Source organism: Campylobacter concisus (assembly GCF_002912425.1).
GTDB lineage: Bacteria > Campylobacterota > Campylobacteria > Campylobacterales > Campylobacteraceae > Campylobacter_A > Campylobacter_A concisus_AH.
In genome coordinates, this window is record NZ_POYR01000142.1 from 14,621 (window position 1) to 30,139 (window position 15,519).

General features: G+C 40.5%; 15 protein-coding genes. All 15 read right to left on the minus strand.

Going from position 1 to position 15,519, the window contains the following annotated elements; translation table 11 throughout:
- Positions 1-107: 107 nt before the first annotated feature.
- The gene (locus CYP84_RS07930) at positions 108-1,130 is read right to left on the minus strand and encodes an NADH:flavin oxidoreductase/NADH oxidase (RefSeq protein WP_103611136.1); all 1,023 of its coding nucleotides are present in this window, start codon (positions 1,128-1,130) and stop codon (positions 108-110) included.
- 769 nt (positions 1,131-1,899) lie between these two features.
- On the minus strand, positions 1,900-3,414 hold the full coding sequence (locus CYP84_RS07935) for a 2-isopropylmalate synthase (protein WP_103637185.1): 1,515 nt from the start codon (positions 3,412-3,414) through the stop codon (positions 1,900-1,902).
- A 140-nt stretch (positions 3,415-3,554) separates the two neighbouring features.
- A complete protein-coding gene (gene pssA / locus CYP84_RS07940) occupies positions 3,555-4,286 on the minus strand; it encodes a CDP-diacylglycerol--serine O-phosphatidyltransferase (RefSeq protein WP_009294672.1) in 732 nt (243 codons plus the stop codon).
- Between the two features lies 1 nt (position 4,287).
- The gene (locus CYP84_RS07945) at positions 4,288-4,905 is read right to left on the minus strand and encodes a phosphatidylserine decarboxylase (protein WP_103637186.1); all 618 of its coding nucleotides are present in this window, start codon (positions 4,903-4,905) and stop codon (positions 4,288-4,290) included.
- A gap of 2 nt (positions 4,906-4,907) precedes the next feature.
- Entirely contained in the window at positions 4,908-6,833 is a 1,926-nt protein-coding gene (gene ftsH, locus CYP84_RS07950; RefSeq protein WP_021087314.1) for an ATP-dependent zinc metalloprotease FtsH, read from the minus strand.
- On the minus strand, positions 6,826-7,659 hold the full coding sequence (locus CYP84_RS07955; protein ID WP_103637187.1) for a 50S ribosomal protein L11 methyltransferase: 834 nt from the start codon (positions 7,657-7,659) through the stop codon (positions 6,826-6,828). The genes ftsH and CYP84_RS07955 overlap by 8 nt, the downstream gene beginning before the upstream one ends.
- Positions 7,659-8,024, minus strand: a complete 366-nt coding sequence (locus CYP84_RS07960; RefSeq protein WP_002939933.1) for a chemotaxis response regulator CheY — start codon at positions 8,022-8,024, stop codon at positions 7,659-7,661. Before CYP84_RS07960 ends, CYP84_RS07955 begins: the two co-directional genes overlap by 1 nt.
- A gap of 63 nt (positions 8,025-8,087) precedes the next feature.
- Complete coding sequence (hisA, locus tag CYP84_RS07965) at positions 8,088-8,798, minus strand: 1-(5-phosphoribosyl)-5-[(5-phosphoribosylamino)methylideneamino]imidazole-4-carboxamide isomerase (protein ID WP_103637188.1); 711 nt, start codon at positions 8,796-8,798, stop codon at positions 8,088-8,090.
- The gene (gene hisH, locus CYP84_RS07970; RefSeq protein WP_103637189.1) at positions 8,798-9,409 is read right to left on the minus strand and encodes an imidazole glycerol phosphate synthase subunit HisH; all 612 of its coding nucleotides are present in this window, start codon (positions 9,407-9,409) and stop codon (positions 8,798-8,800) included. Before hisH ends, hisA begins: the two co-directional genes overlap by 1 nt.
- A complete protein-coding gene (locus CYP84_RS07975; RefSeq protein WP_103637190.1) occupies positions 9,406-10,302 on the minus strand; it encodes a PDC sensor domain-containing protein in 897 nt (298 codons plus the stop codon). Before CYP84_RS07975 ends, hisH begins: the two co-directional genes overlap by 4 nt.
- A gap of 2 nt (positions 10,303-10,304) precedes the next feature.
- A complete protein-coding gene (gene pglF, locus CYP84_RS07980; RefSeq protein ID WP_012140180.1) occupies positions 10,305-12,086 on the minus strand; it encodes a UDP-N-acetylglucosamine 4,6-dehydratase (configuration-retaining) in 1,782 nt (593 codons plus the stop codon).
- A complete protein-coding gene (gene pglE / locus CYP84_RS07985) occupies positions 12,087-13,178 on the minus strand; it encodes a UDP-N-acetylbacillosamine transaminase (protein ID WP_103606851.1) in 1,092 nt (363 codons plus the stop codon). It lies immediately after the preceding gene.
- A gap of 49 nt (positions 13,179-13,227) precedes the next feature.
- Positions 13,228-13,818: a UDP-N-acetylbacillosamine N-acetyltransferase gene (gene pglD / locus CYP84_RS07990; protein WP_103637191.1), complete on the minus strand. Its 591-nt coding sequence runs from the start codon at positions 13,816-13,818 to the stop codon at positions 13,228-13,230.
- On the minus strand, positions 13,805-14,410 hold the full coding sequence (gene pglC, locus CYP84_RS07995) for an undecaprenyl phosphate N,N'-diacetylbacillosamine 1-phosphate transferase (protein WP_021088589.1): 606 nt from the start codon (positions 14,408-14,410) through the stop codon (positions 13,805-13,807). Before pglC ends, pglD begins: the two co-directional genes overlap by 14 nt.
- Positions 14,403-15,518, minus strand: coding sequence for a N,N'-diacetylbacillosaminyl-diphospho-undecaprenol alpha-1,3-N-acetylgalactosaminyltransferase (pglA, locus tag CYP84_RS08000; RefSeq protein WP_103637192.1), 1,116 nt, complete (start codon positions 15,516-15,518; stop codon positions 14,403-14,405). Before pglA ends, pglC begins: the two co-directional genes overlap by 8 nt.
- Position 15,519 lies beyond the last annotated feature (1 nt).

Below are 15,519 nucleotides of genomic sequence, written 5' to 3' on the forward strand. Positions count from 1 at the left end.
AAATATAGAAATTTTGATTTATTATTATAAAAAAATAGTAAGCAAATTCTAGTGATTTTTATTTAAGAAAAATGAAATTTGGCAAGGCACTCACCTTGCCGTAAATTTTAGTAAGCCCTTTTATAGGCATTTTCTATTTTGTCATTTTCGCCAAATTCTTTCATGGCGCCAAAAGCAAAATATGGGTTGCGCAGTAGCTCTCTGCCAAGCGCCACGCCGTCGCAAACATCACCAAGCAGCAGCGCCTCACACTCGCTTGCCTTTGTGATAAGTCCGACTGTAAAGACTGGGATTTTGACTGCATTTTTCACCGCTTTTGCGTAGCCAGCCTGATAAAGTGGTGCAAATTTGGGCGTGCTATCAACTTTTGCATAGACTCCACCAGCTGATACGTGGATGAAGTCAGCTCCATTTTTCTCTAGCTCACGTGCGAGCTTTACGCTATCTTCTACGTCCCAGTCGCCCTTAAGCCAGCTACTTGCACTTATCCTCACACCAACTGTGATATTAGCGCCAGCTTTGATCTCTCTTAAAATTTCAAGCAGCAGCCTTATGCGGTTTTCAAAAGAACCGCCGTATTCGTCACTTCGCTTATTTGTGCCAGCGCATAAAAATTGATTTATCAAATATCCATGCGCCGCGTGTATCTCCACAGCCTCGTATCCTGCGCTCTTTGCTCTAATGGCCGCCTCCACAAAGCTTTGCTTAACGCTTGCGATATCCTCTGCGCTCATCTCTTTTGGCGTGGCGTATTCATCGCTAAATTTGATAGCACTTGGTGCGATGATGCCCTCACAAGTGCCCTTTCTGCCGGCATGAGCAAGCTGGATGGCCATTTTGGCGCCGTATTTACTGCAGCCTTTTACTAGCTCCGCGTGAGCCTCGATCTGCTCGTCACTCCAAAGCCCAAGGTCTTTTTTGGTGATCCTGCCACGCGCCTCAACAGCTGTCGCCTCAACGATGATCATGCCAACACCGCCGATCGCCCTTGTAGCGTAGTGAAGCTTGTGAAAGCACCTTGGACGGCCATCCTCTTTTTTGACCTCATACATGCACATCGGAGCCATGATGATACGGTTTTTGATCTCGATGCCACCTATCTTAAGCGGCGTAAAAAGCTTGTTTTGCATGAAATTTCCTTTAAAATTTTTGGTTATTTTAGGATATTTGTTTAAATTCTTGGATATGTAGGAATTTACTTCTTGCGACTTAGAAAGTTCAAGCAAATTTTAAAATTTTATGAACGAGTAATTTCGGCTCTAAAATTTGAGCTAAGCGATAAGCGAAGCCAAATTTTAGTAGTCAATTCTTAGGAGTGAATGAAAGTTTAAAATTTACAAAATAGCAAATTTCTATTTTTGAAATCTCAACTTTAAATTTATAAACTCTTTTATCCAAAAGGGAGACAAGGGGACTTGAATTTTGCTTCGCAGGCTCGCAACTGCAGGGCAGACACGAAGTCCGTCTCCTTATCTCCCTTCAGATCCCTCGTCTGCTTGCAGTTACGAGGTAAAGCCCTAGTAAAAACCCATCGCACGTTAGAGGGGCATGTTTCAGCGCTTCGCACTGCATGCAGTTAGAAACTCAAGCAAATTTTAAAATTTGCAAACAAGTAATTTCGACTCTAAAATTTGAGCTAAACTGCAAGCGAAGCCAAATTTTAGTAGTTAATTCTTGTGGGTGAGTGAGAGTTTAAAATTTGTAACTACAAACTAAAATATTTAATTTTTACAAAAATGTTCAAGCAAATTTTAAAATTAGAGCTGACATATCACGGCTCTAAATTTAGTAGTCTGCTAAGGCGAGTGAATGGAATTTTAAAATTTGTAAAACGCAGTAAATTTAAAGAGTAGCTAAATTTAAATTAGCCAGCTGCAAATTCAGCAGCCAGCTAAAATTTTAGTTTTTATGGATACGAAGGTAGCTATTTAGTGCGCCGACATAGGCCTTAGCGCTTGCCATCATCGTATCGATATCAAGTCCGTGACCCATTACGGCTGTCTTGCCCTCAAACTCGACTTTTACATCGACCTTTGCAAGTGCATCTTTGCCCTGAGAAACAGCTGTGACCTTGTAGTCTTTGAGCGTGCCATTAATGCCGCTGATGCGATCAACTACCTTAAATATCGCATCTGCTGTGCCATTGCCAAGGGCTGAGTCGCTAACGATCTCGTCGTTGTGCCTGATGCTCATAGAGGCACTTGCTAAGCTACCACCGCTACTTTGAAGCAAGTCTGTGATCTCGTAAGCTTGCGGGATCTTGGTGATCTCCTCTGCTACAAGCGCCCTGATATCATCGTCAAATATCTCTTTTTTCTTATCCGCCAACTCTTTAAATTTCTCAAACGCCTTATTAAGCGCATCACTATCAAGGTCAAATCCAAGGCTAGCAAGCTTATCTTTAAACGCATGGCGGCCGCTGTGCTTGCCAAGAACGAGCGAGTTTTTCTCTAAGCCGATACTCTCAGCACTGATGATCTCATAAGTCTCTTTGTGCTTTAGTACGCCGTCTTGATGGATGCCACTCTCGTGTGCAAAGGCGTTTTTACCAACGATTGCTTTATTTGGCTGTGGCTCGATACCTGTGATGCTAGCGATCAGTCTTGAAGTTGGATAAATTTCTTTTGAGATGATGCCTGTGTAAAGCGGCGCAAAGACGTCCTGACGAGTTTTTATGGCCATCACGATCTCTTCAAGTGCAGCATTTCCAGCGCGCTCGCCGATGCCATTTATCGTGCCTTCAACCTGCCTTGCACCAGCTTTTATAGCAGCTAGTGAATTTGCTGTTGCCATGCCTAGATCGTTGTGGTTATGCACCGAAACTACCGCTCTATCGCCTATAAATTTTACTATTTCGCTAATGCGAGCAGTGATCTCCTCTGGATACAAGTAGCCAACCGTATCAGGGATGTTTATGGTTTTTGCCCCTGCGTTTATCGCTGCATCGCAAATTTCTTTTAAAAAGCTCATCTCGCTTCTGCAAGCATCCTCGCAGCTAAACTCCACGTCATCGCAAAATGTTTTTGAGTATTGTACTGCCTCGACTGCACGCCTGATCACCTCATCTGGGCTCATTTTTAGCTTATATTGCATGTGGATCGGACTTGTTGCTATGAAGGTGTGAATTCTCTTGTTTTTGGCCGGAGCTAGTGCCTCGCCAGCTGCCTTAATATCACGCTCAACCGCACGTGCAAGCGAGCAGACAGTGATATTTGAAGCTTGCTTTGCGATCTGATTTACCGCGTCAAAGTCTCCTGGGCTAGCCGCTGCAAATCCAGCCTCCATCACATCTACACCAAGCCTTTCAAGCTGAAGTGCAATCTGAAGCTTTTCAGCTGTGTTCATAGATGCTCCTGGGCTTTGCTCGCCATCTCTTAAAGTCGTATCAAAGATTATAATTTTATTTTTATCCATTTTTTGTCCTTTTATGATTTTTTATATTTAAATTTAATAAGTTAAGTAAAGAAGAATTTGCTACCTAAGTAGCAGCAGTAGAGAGTTTTTGATTTCGATTTTTGGTAAAAATTTACGCGATTTTATTATGCCATTTTCGCTCATTCGCTCTCCTTTTTTTTGTGATTTTTGCTAAACATTATAGCCGCTCTAATAATACCATAAAGCATATAAACGCTCATAAAAAAGGTTGCACTCTCGTAAGGATATAGATAAAGCATAGAAAATACAACTACAAGTGCTACTAAAATTCGCATAACATGAGTTTGTTTTAAATTCATCTTTTTAAAGCTTGGGTAGCGGATGTTGCTAACCATCAAGATAGCTAAAACTGCTTCAAGCAATATCAAGCACCACTCAAAACCATATAAAAATTCATGCTTTAGATAAACACCAACCCAAAGCACTCCGATGATGGCTGCTGACGGTATAGGAAGTCCGATGAAAACATTTGGTTCGTATGTGCCTGTAGTGACATTAAAACGAGCTAGTCTAATAGCTCCAAAGACCACAAACATAGCTGCTATTAGCGCACCAAATCTGCCAAATTTTGCACCAACTGTTAGATAAAATAAAATCGCTGGCGCCACACCAAATGCTACAAGGTCTGCAAGGCTATCAAACTCTACTCCAAATTTACTTGTAGTCTTTGTAAGTCTTGCCACGCGTCCATCAAGTCCGTCTAAAATCAGTGAAAGAATGATGTAAATAATGGCCTTAAAATAGTTCCCCTGAATAGATGAAATAATGCTTATAACGCCTAAAAAAGCGCTTGCTGCGGTAAATAAATTTGGCAATATATACATTAACTGCATTTTTTGTATGCTATTCATTTTATTTTTCCTCTTCAAAGTATCCAAGAAGTGAAGCAGCTTTAACGCTCTCGCCAACGCTTACGCAAATTTTAGTATCTCTTGGCAAGTATAAAATCACTTCGCCACTTCCTAAAAAGCCAAATTTTCTAGAGGCTTTTAGACTGGTAATGTTATAAATTTCTAAACTTCTACTAAAAACTCCAGCTATGATCTTCATAGCAAATTTAATATTTCCTTTTTCAAAACGAATTATCGCTCTTTCATTTAGCATCTCTGAAATTTCCATCGCCTGACATAAAAAGAGCCCATGCCTTTTTTTAACTTCAGTGACGCTAGCATCGCTTATAGCTCTTAGCGTGCCTACACCAAAAAATGGCTTTGAGATAACTATCTTAGCTACCTCTTTATCATCAAAATTTGAAACGCTGATCTCTTTTATCTTACCATCTATGGGTGAAAGTAAGGCTAGTTTATCATCAGTAAAAGGCTCTCTTTCAGGGTCTCTAAAAAAATAAAGAGTCAAAAGAAGCAGTGCTAGAAAAAATAGTGGCGCAATACCAAACAATGCAGATATAGCAAATAAAATCAAAAAGAATAATATAAATTTATACCCTGCTTTTGCGATGTAGCCACTCATTTTTATTCCTCTTTTTTGCCTTTTTCCTCTTCTTCAAGCTCTACAAGCCTGCTTTCAAGACCATTTTCTTCTTCGTAGTTTTTGATGATCTCTCTAACTCTTTTTCCCTCGATAGTCTCTTCTTCATAAAGTGCCGAAACCATGTTTTCAATGGCACCTTTATAAATTTCAAGAAGACCAAGCACAGCTGTATATCTCTCATGAAGAAGTGCTTTTACAAACTCATCAACCTTTTCAGCCATCTTGTCGCTATAGTCTTTTATGCTTTGTCCGCCGTTTAAAAATGTCGCGCGTTGCTTTTCAAGCACCATAAGACCAGCAACATCACTCATACCATACATGCTAACCATAGCTTTTATGATATCAGTTGCACGCTCTAGATCGTTGCTAGCTCCAGTTGATATCTCTTTTATAAATACCTCTTCAGCAGCCCTACCAGCCAAAAGTACATCCACTTCTGCAAGTAGTTCATGCTTTTGCATCATAAATTTATTCTCTTCAGGCGTATTTAGCGTATAGCCAAGCGCTGCAAGACCGCGTGGTACGACTGAGACCTTTGTTACTCTTTTTGCACCTTTTGTTAGCTCAGCTACCAAGGCATGGCCGCTTTCATGGTAAGTGACTATCTTTTTCTCTTTTGGATTTACGCGGCGTGATTTTTTCTCTAAACCAGCTATCGATCTCTCGACAGCCTCCACTAGATCAGCCTGCTCTACAAAAGTCTTTGACTTACGTCCTGCAAGAAGTGCCGCCTCATTTATGATATTTTCAAGATCAGCACCTGCTAAACCAGTAGTAAGTCTTGCGATATCCTCAATATTTACATCTTTGCCGATTTTAACATCTTTCATATGGACTTTTAAGATGTCACAACGTCCTTTAAAATCAGGCTTATCAACAAGCACTTGCCTGTCAAATCTACCCGGTCTTAAAAGTGCAGCATCTAAAACCTCAGGTCTGTTTGTAGCTGCTATAACGATGACTGGCGACTTGTCCGCATCAAAGCCGTCCATCTCAGAAAGAAGCTGATTTAGCGTCTGCTCTCTCTCGTCATTGCCACCCATCGGACCAGAATTTCTGCTCTTGCCGATCGCATCGATCTCATCTATAAATACAATCGCTGGGGCCTCTTTTTTTGCATTTTCAAAAAGATCCCTGACCCTACTTGCACCAACGCCAACAAACATCTCAATAAAGCTTGATGCCGACATAGAGAAAAATGGCACGCTAGCCTCGCCTGCAACTGCTCTTGCAAGAAGCGTTTTACCAGTGCCTGGAGGGCCAACCAACAAAATACCTTTTGGAATTTTAGCTCCAAGTCTTAGATATTTATCTGGGCTCTTTAGATAATCAACTATCTCTTGAACCTCTTCTTTTGCCTCTTCTACGCCTGCAACATCGTCAAATTTAACTTTTGGTTTTTCAGAATTTATAAGCTTTTTTGCACTTCCTATGCCAAGTATGCCACCGCCGATATTCTTTTGCATACGACTAGCGATAAACATCCAAATAGCAAAAAATATAAACACCGGTATGATCCATGAAAATATAAGATCTCCAAACCAGTTATTTTCGCTATAAACGCTGTAAGTTATGCCGTTTTGCTCAAGTATGCCAATGAGCGTTGGATCATTTATTCGCTTTGCGAGGTAGATGGTTTTGTCATTACCAACGCCTTTTATCGTGGTTTCAGATATCGCAACTTCATTTAATTGCTTATTCTTTAGCATATCCTTAAATTCAGAATAAGCTATCATTTTGCTTTGAGCGTTGCTGCCAAGCCCAAAAGTACCGCCTAGTCCGTCACCACTAAAGCTTCTAAAAGCTAGAACTATAACTATCGCAAAAATAGCAAAGATAAAGATGGGGTTTTTGTTGAAAAACCCGTTATTATCGCCATTATTCTGGTTATTATTTTGATTATTCATCCATTTCCTTATAAACAAAGCTAACCCAATCATTAGCCTGTTTTATCTCAACTAGCTCCAAATCCTTAAACGTATCTTTAATCCTATCTTCGTATTTGTTCAAAATTCCAGACAATACTAAATAGCCGCCTTTTTTAAGCGATTTTTTTAAGTCATTTGAGAGCATAAAAATGACATCAGCAATGATATTTGCTACGACGATATCATATTTTTGCTCTAAATTTGCAATAGAACCTGTCCAAATTTTATTAAATTTAACCTTATTTAGCTGGGCATTGCTAAGCGAGCTTTGCGTGGCCTGCTCGTCTGTATCGCAGGCATCGACCTTGCAACCAAGCTTTGCTAAAGCTATGCTTAATATCCCGCTTCCACATCCCACATCTAAAGCGCTATCGCCACTTTTTGCATATTTTTGTAAAAGTTGCAAGCAAGAATTTGTGCTTTCATGATGCCCTGAGCCAAAGGCTAGCGCTGGGTCGATTATGATATTTGTTACGCCACCAAGTGGCTCTTCCCAGCTAGGTCTAATATAAATTTTATCAACCAAAATAGGCTTAACTGCCTTTTTATATTCGCCTAGCCAGTCTTTATTTTCTTTTAAATTAAGAGAAATTTTTAAATCATTTGGAATTTTACGAACGCTAGAGAGCCCTTTTGCATACTCTTCGACACCCCAAGCTATATCTTTTAGATCATACTCTTCCCTGATGATGATCTCATGATCCAGCTCTTCTACACAGGTGACCCCAAAAGAAAAAACTAACTCTAAAATTTCATCATAAAAATTTGATGTTTTGATGCTTAATTCGTAAAATTTATCTTTCATTAACCAAGAACGTCTTCAAGCTTCTCTTTTAAAACTTGTGGCGTAAAAGGTTTAACGATGTAGTTATTAACACCTGCTTTTAAAGCTGTTATAACCTCGGCTTTTCCGCCCTCTGTTGTTACCATTATGATAGGCATATCAACATATTTTTGCTCAGCTCTTACTTTTTTAACAAGCTCAAGACCGTTCATCTCAGGCATGTTCCAGTCAGTAATAAGAACCTCAATACCCTCGTTTTGTGTCAAGATATTCCAAGCTTCAAGCCCGTGCTCGGCCTCGAGAATTTCTTGATGTCCTAACCTTTGCAAAGTATTTTTTATGATCCTTCTCATTGTTGAGCTGTCATCTACAACCAAAATCTTCACATAATATCCTTTTAGTAAAAATTGCCCTATTCTAGCTAATTAAAATTTATAAAAGCTTTAACGCTAGCCAACTTGTTTGAAAGCATCTTTTAAATCAAGTCGTCCCTCATAGTAAGCTTTACCAACGATCACACCAGCTATCTCATTTGTCTCTTTAAGTGCTAAAATGTCGTTCATATCGCTCACACCGCCACTTGCTATGGTCTCAAGCTTGCTGCTTCTAGCTATTTGCAAGCTAAAATCAACATTAACTCCGCCAAGCATTCCATCTTTGTTAATATCGGTGCAAATCACAGCTTCTACACCCACATCTGCAAATTTTTTTGCAAGATCGACCGCTTTTATACTTGAAACCTCGCCCCAGCCTTGCACTGCCACATAGCCATCTTTGGCATCTATGCCAACTACGACCCTGTAAATTCCAGCCATTTTTGCTGTAAATTCTGGATCTTTTAGAGCAACTGAGCCAAGGATCACCCTGCTAGCTCCAAGATCTAAATAGCGCTTTATGCGCTCTTCATCTCTTATGCCGCCACCCACTTGCACATTTAAATTTGTAGCTTTTACTATCTTTTCTATCGTGTTAAAATTTATAGTTTCCCCTGCAAATGCTCCGTCAAGATCAACCACATGCAGCCATTTTGCGCCGTAATCTTCAAACCTCTTAGCAAGCTCACTTGGCTCACTGCTATAAATTTTAGCGCTTTGCATGAGCCCTTTACTAAGCCTAACCGCCTGCCCCTCTTTTAGATCTATCGCTGGGAAAATTTCCATCACAACCTCGCAAAATTTTCTAAAATTTTAAGCCCAACCTCGTGACTTTTTTCTGGATGAGGCTGAAAGCCAAAGAGATTTTCATGCTGCACCGCGCTTGTAAATTCATAGCCATAGCCCGTCTTTGCAAGCGCAAATTTATCATCGCAAACCACGTGGTAGCTATGCACAAAATATAAATACCCAAGCTCTTTTAGCCCTAAATTTAAAGGGCCATTTTGTTTAAAGCTAAGTGTGTTCCAGCCAACGTGTGGGATCTTTAGTGGCTTATCAAATTTAGCTTCATCAAATTTAACAACCTCTCCTGGCAAAAGAGAAAGCCCCTCGTGCTCGCCAAATTCAAAGCTTTTTTCAAACAAAAGCTGCATGCCAAGACAAATTCCCATAAAGGCTTTTCCACTTTTTACAGCCTCTTTTATCGCCTCGTCCACGCCGTTAAATTTGAGCTTTTTCATTGCCTCACCAAAAGCTCCAACGCCTGGTAAAACGATATGTGAGTACTCTTTTAAACTATCAGGCTCACTTACTAAAACGCACTCATACCCAAGAAATTTAAAAGCATTTATCACGCTTTTGATGTTGCCAGCACCGTAGTCAATAATAGCGATCATCTGTTCTCTTGTCTTTTTACGCTAAAGAGATAAAAGCTAAGTGCCGCCATCAGCATCGCCACGCCGCCTATTAGATAGATAGCGTTTATGATATTTTCAGGTGCGGTGATAGCAAATTTAAATACTAGCATGAGAGCTTCGATGGCAAGTGCGATGATAATAGAGCCGATAAATCTAACCATCGTCTTATAAATAACGCTATTTTCCTCGTGATTTTTACCTAAAACCTCTTCTTCAAATATCGTCTTAACAAGGTCAAAAATGGCAAGAGCTAGCGTTAAAATAATGGTTGATTCAAAAATTTCTTCGACATTTATATGCTCGATACTCTTTGAGATAAAGCTCTTTACGCCGTGCCAAAATAAAAATGCGCAGATCATAAAAAGCGATGCGCAAAAGAGTGCATAGACTGTCTTTAAAAATCTACCAAAATGCTCCTCGACAAAGCCGCTATCGACCATATTTAGGATATTTTCTAGGCTTATGTCGATGCAGGCAATAAATTTAAGCTCATTTTTTTCATTATAGATAGGCACGCTTGCTGTGACGCATAAACCTCCATTTAGACTTGATGGATATGGATCACTTAAAATGCACCTTTTCTCGCGCACAGCAGTGTAGTAGTAGGCTTTATTTGCGCGGTTTTCGCCTTTTGGGATTTTATACTTTTCATTTAGGCTGATCGAGTCTTCGATCTGTATGCCATTTTCGTCTAAAATATATAGTGCGTCAAAATTTTCTATCTCGTGGCTGATCTTATCAAAGCCAGCTTTTATGTTTTCTAAGCACACTCCAGGCAGTCTGTTTGGTAAATTTCTACTAAATAAATAGCAGATATACGCCCTTGCCTTGTATCTCGTGTCACTAAATCTCTTAATATCTTTTATAACCAAAACTAGCCTTTTAAATTTAATGCATGATTAAACTCTGGCACGATCACCTTAAGAGCAGGTGCTACCTCGTCATCTTCAAGCTGCAAAAGCCCATTTATCTGTGAATTTAAAAGGGTCAGATCATAAGGCTGCGAATGTGTCACAAAGATTGACTCATACTTAGTTTGAACGTCATCTTTGTTGATAAGCAGCTCCTCATAAAGCTTCTCGCCAGGTCTAAGCCCTACAAATTCGATACCTAAATGCTCTTTATTTGAAAGCAGAAGCATCTTTTTAGCAAGATCGACGATCTTAACAGGCTCGCCCATATCAAGCACGAAGAGCTCGCCACCTTTTGCGATAGATGCTGCTTGAAGGACTAGCTGGCACGCTTCAGACGTAAGCATAAAATACCTTGTGATCTCTGGGTGAGTGACGCTTAGTGGCTTATTTGCAGCGATCTGCGCCTTAAATTTAGGTATGACTGAGCCACTTGAACCAAGGACGTTACCAAAGCGCACGCAAACTATCTCGCAGACACCTGCTTCGTTTGAATTTAGTGCGTAAAGCTCGCAAACACGCTTAGTTGTACCCATTATATTTGTTGGGCGCACAGCCTTGTCTGAAGAGATCATGACAAATTTCTTAGCACCATATTTTTTAGAAAGATCGACTGCATTTTTTGTGCCAAGGATGTTATTTTCAACTGCTGAGCGAGGATTTAGCTCGCAAAGCGGCACGTGTTTGTAGGCTGCAGCGTGGATAACGATCTCTGGTCTAAATTCTTCAAAAACCTCTTCAAAGTCTTTTAAATTTGTGATATTTACAAGCTTACTAACAGTTCTTTTATCTCTTGTATCTTCGCCTATTTTATAAAGGTTAAACTCGCTGTGCTCGACCATTATAAGCTCGCTTACGCCGTATTTCAAGCACTGCTTACAAATTTCGCTTCCTATACTACCGCCAGCTCCAGTGACAAGCACTTTTTTATCTTTTAAGAAATTTGAAATGGCTTCTGGATTAAGGTCTTTTGGCTTTCTAGCGAGCAAATCTTCGATCGAGATATCTTTGATCGGCTCATTCTCGATAAGCGAAAAGAGCTTCATATCTCTTATGCCATATCCAGTTAGCTCATCAACTAAAGCTTGAAGCTCGTCTTGATCAAGCGCTAGTGCGATGATAGCAGTCTTTGCGTCGTAGTCTTTTATAAGGCTTGGTATATCTTTTTTATCTTGAACTAAAAATCCATCACAATATGTGCCAACAAGATCGCTTCTGCCATCTACCACGCCAACTGCGTAGTAGTCAAGATAGCCCTGCTTTAAGCCGCGCAAGACGTGAAGCGCCTTTGAGGTCGCACCTATAACGATACAAGGCTCGCCTTTGTGGGGTCTGTTTGAAAAGTCAAGCACCATACGCTTTGAAATTCTCAAAAGCCCGATAAGTAGGCATGAGATGAGAAGATCGATAAAGATGACGCTTCTTGGGTAAGGATTTAAAAAATCTTGTATGATGAAAAATACGATCGTAAATAAGATCGCTGCGCAAACGTGAGCTAGGAAAATTTTACGAGCTTCATTTAAGCCAAAAAATCTCCACGGCACCTTGTAAATTTTAAACATCCACATAAAAAAGAGCTTAAATACGATCAAAAATCCAGCCGTTACAAAAAGCCCTTGCACGTAGATATCTGGGATGTCGGCGTTAAATCTTAAAAGATATGCCGCATATATCGAAAAAACAAATATAAAAACATCACCAAGAAGGAAAAATACGAGCCTTTTTAACTTCGTTGCATGAAACATTTACGCATTTTCCTTGACTATTTTTATCACTCTTTCTTGTGTCTGCTCGCTCATATCGCTGCCACTTGGCAAGCAAATTCCTCTTGAAAATAGATCTTCACTATACCCATCTACAAAGCTTAACGCACCTTTAAAGACAGGCTGCAAGTGCATAGGCTTCCAAAGTGGGCGGCTCTCGATGTTTTCATCAGCTAGTGCTTTTATAACTTTTAAATGTGCATCTTTTTTAGCAAAAACACCGGTTGTGAGCCATCTGTTTCCACGAGAATTTGGTAGCTCTGGCATAAATTCTAAAATGTCGCCAAGCTCTTTTTCATAAATTTCAAAAACTTTTCTCTTTTGTTCAACTCTTTTTTCTAAAACTTCCATCTGAGCCACGCCAATAGCTCCTAGGACGTTGCTTAAGCGGTAGTTATAGCCGTAGTCCTTGTGTTCATAGTGAAGCAAAGGCTCTCTTGCTTGCGTGCTGTAAAATCTAGCTTTTTCAACAAATTCGCTATCTCCAACTAGCATGCCGCCACCTGAAGTAGTGATGATCTTGTTGCCATTGAAGCTATATCCGCCCATCACGCCAAATGTGCCAAGTGCCTTGCCGCCGTAAAATCCACCAAGCGCTTCAGCTGCATCTTCAACCAAGGCGATGCCCTCGTTTTGGCAAATTTCACAAATTTCTTTCATCTTTGAAGCTTGTCCATAAAGATGAGTGACGACTAACGCTTTTGGCTTTTTAGGTAAATTTGAGATCGCTTTTTTAAGTAGCTCTGGGCTTAAATTCCAGCTCTCGTCGCAGTCGATGAAGACTGGAGTTGCCTTTTCATAAAGTATCGGCGAGACTGAAGCCATAAAAGTAAAGCTAGAAGCTAGCACAAGATCGCCCTCTTTTACGCCAAGGACGCGCAGTGCTAGGTGAAGTGCCGCAGTTCCAGCGCATAGTGCAAGCGCATCTTTGGCACCAGTGTAAGCTTTTATGCTATCTTCAAATTTATTGACATATTCGCCAAGTGGCGCTATGTAGTTGCTTTCAAAAACTTTTTTTATATATTCCTGCTCTTTTCCACTCATATTTGGTGGAGATAAAAAAACCCTATCCATTTTCATACCTTTCGTGATTTTTTGGCGATTTTAGCACTTATTTTTAAATTTATATCTTAGCGCGCTCGCACGCTGGCACGCCATACGCCTTTATGGCATCTTTTATATCTCGTACAACCACGCTTCCAGCGCCAATGACGCAGTTTTTACCGATACTTATGCCTTGAATGACGCTTGAGCCAATGCCAACGTGCGTAAATTCGCCCACGCTAACGTTTCCAGCAAGGGCTGCATTTGGGCTGATATGAGCAAATTTGCCTATCACGCACTCATGCTCTATCACCGCGCCAGAGTTTATGATAGCGCCCTCTTTTATGCAAGCTTTTGCATTTATCACGGCATTTGGCATGACGACCACGCCTTTTTCTATCACGGCACTTTCACTCACGACCGCGCTTTTATGGATCAAATTTACTATCTCAAAGCCAACATCCTCCACCTTTTGGCTGATCTTTTGCCTTGTTTTATTATCGCCTATGGCTATTATGATGTCAGCTTTTTCAAGCTCTGGGCTAAATTTAAACTCACTAGCATCGTCTAAAAAAGCTATCTCATCATAGCCATTATCTCTAGCGATGTCAGCGATCACAAGCCCATGCCCACTAGCTCCGTAGATGTAAATTTTCTTAGTTTTTGCCATTAAATTTCTCCGTCGTCGCCTGCCCCTCTTTACTGACACCACTTCGTTTTAGCACCTTTTCGATGGTCTGCAAGGCGATCTTTACATCAAGCATAAAGCTTAAATTTTTAGCGTAATAGACGTCGTATTCAAATTTTTTCTCCCAGCTTATGGCGTTTCTGCCATTTACCTGCGCTAGCCCCGTGATACCAGGGCGCACATCGTGGCGGTGCTTTTGTGTTTCGTTATAGATGGGTAGGTACTCGACCAAAAGCGGCCTTGGTCCGATAAAACTCATATCGCCTTTTAGCACGTTAAAAAGCTGTGGCAGCTCATCGAGGCTAAGTGAGCGGATAAGTTTGCCAAATTTACCAAGACGCTGCTCATCTGGCAAGAGCTCGCCATTTGCGTCACGCTCATCACTCATCGTCTTAAATTTATAAATTTTAAAAATTTTCTCATTAAGCCCTGGCCTTGCCTGCGTAAAAATGACGTCGCGGCTTACCTTAAAATAGATAAATATCGCCGTTGCTATTATGATAGGCGATGTTAAAATGAGCAAAAACAAAGCTCCCAAAATATCAATCACCCTCTTTAAAAAATTTCTATACATCTATAAATTTCCTATAAATTTCTATATATCTTTTTGCGATTTGCTTCTCGTCAAACTCACTAACTGCCCAGTCTCTGCCATTTGCTCCAAGCTTAGCGCAAAGTGCTTCGTCATCAAGCAAAATTTTTATCTTACTAGCAAGATCACTTGCGTCTTTTACCTTGCATAAAAGCCCGTTGTAGCCGTCCTTTACTGCCTCATTACAGCCTGTCACGTCACTTGCAACGACTGCTTTAGCCATGCTCATCGCCTCTAAAACCGTTCTTGGAAAGCCCTCTTTGTAGCTTGGCAAAGCCAGCAAGTAAGAAGCCTTTAAAAGCTGTGGTATGTCGTTTCTAGCGCCAAGATATCGCACCTTGCCACCTTTTAAAAAGCTCTCGTCTGCGGTTGATTTATTACCAGCAAAGCCTTCGCCCACAAAGACAAATTCACAGTTTTTATAGCCATTTAAAATTTCTGCTGCCTCGCAAAATTCACGAACACCCTTATGCCACATGGCTCTGGCGATCATGAGAACCACCTTTTTATCGCCAAGATCAGCTGCCTGCGTGATAGCTGGGTCAAATTTAGCAGTATCCACGCCGACACTTTTTATGCGGTACACTTTGCTTTTATCTATCAAATTTCTTGAGATCAGATAGTCTGGATCTGCGTCATTTACGAAGATACAAGCATCAGCTTTTGCAAAAGAGAGCTTATAAAGGCTCTCCATGACAAAACGCACGGCCTTTGTCTTAATATCATCATCGATATAAAAGCTGCCAAGACCTTCAACCAAATTTATCACGTGTTTTATGCCAGCGTTTTTAGCAGCAAATGTGCCAAAGACATTTGACTTGTGAGCGCCAGTTTGCAGCAAGTCTAAATTTAGCTCACCTAAAATTTGAGATAATTTTTTAGAGTTATTTATCACGGTTAGCGGATTTAGGCTCGCCTTATCAAGCTCGTAGGTGACGGTGTGAAAGCTTTTAGCAAGCTCATTAGTGAAATTTCCTTTTGGAGCGATAGCAAAAACCTCATGCCCCATATCTTTTAAAGCCTGCATTATAGGGCGTCTAAAAAAGTGTATGCTCATATCAGCATGGCTTAAAAATCCTATCCTTGCCATC

Bases quoted from the DNA above. Each gene is read 5' to 3' on its own strand.
- CYP84_RS07945 (WP_103637186.1), bottom strand. From the start codon at position 4,905: ATGAGTGGCTACATCGCAAAAGCAGGGTATAAATTTATATTATTCTTT.
- hisH (WP_103637189.1), bottom strand. From the start codon at position 9,409: ATGATCGCTATTATTGACTACGGTGCTGGCAACATCAAAAGCGTGATA.
- pglC (WP_021088589.1), bottom strand. From the start codon at position 14,410: ATGTATAGAAATTTTTTAAAGAGGGTGATTGATATTTTGGGAGCTTTG.
- hisA (WP_103637188.1), bottom strand. From the start codon at position 8,798: ATGGAAATTTTCCCAGCGATAGATCTAAAAGAGGGGCAGGCGGTTAGG.
- CYP84_RS07930 (WP_103611136.1), bottom strand. From the start codon at position 1,130: ATGCAAAACAAGCTTTTTACGCCGCTTAAGATAGGTGGCATCGAGATC.
- pglE (WP_103606851.1), bottom strand. From the start codon at position 13,178: ATGGATAGGGTTTTTTTATCTCCACCAAATATGAGTGGAAAAGAGCAG.
- CYP84_RS07935 (WP_103637185.1), bottom strand. From the start codon at position 3,414: ATGGATAAAAATAAAATTATAATCTTTGATACGACTTTAAGAGATGGC.
- ftsH (WP_021087314.1), bottom strand. From the start codon at position 6,833: ATGAATAATCAAAATAATAACCAGAATAATGGCGATAATAACGGGTTT.
- pglA (WP_103637192.1), bottom strand. From the start codon at position 15,518: ATGGCAAGGATAGGATTTTTAAGCCATGCTGATATGAGCATACACTTT.
- pssA (WP_009294672.1), bottom strand. From the start codon at position 4,286: ATGAATAGCATACAAAAAATGCAGTTAATGTATATATTGCCAAATTTA.
- pglD (WP_103637191.1), bottom strand. From the start codon at position 13,818: ATGGCAAAAACTAAGAAAATTTACATCTACGGAGCTAGTGGGCATGGG.
- CYP84_RS07955 (WP_103637187.1), bottom strand. From the start codon at position 7,659: ATGAAAGATAAATTTTACGAATTAAGCATCAAAACATCAAATTTTTAT.
- pglF (WP_012140180.1), bottom strand. From the start codon at position 12,086: ATGTTTCATGCAACGAAGTTAAAAAGGCTCGTATTTTTCCTTCTTGGT.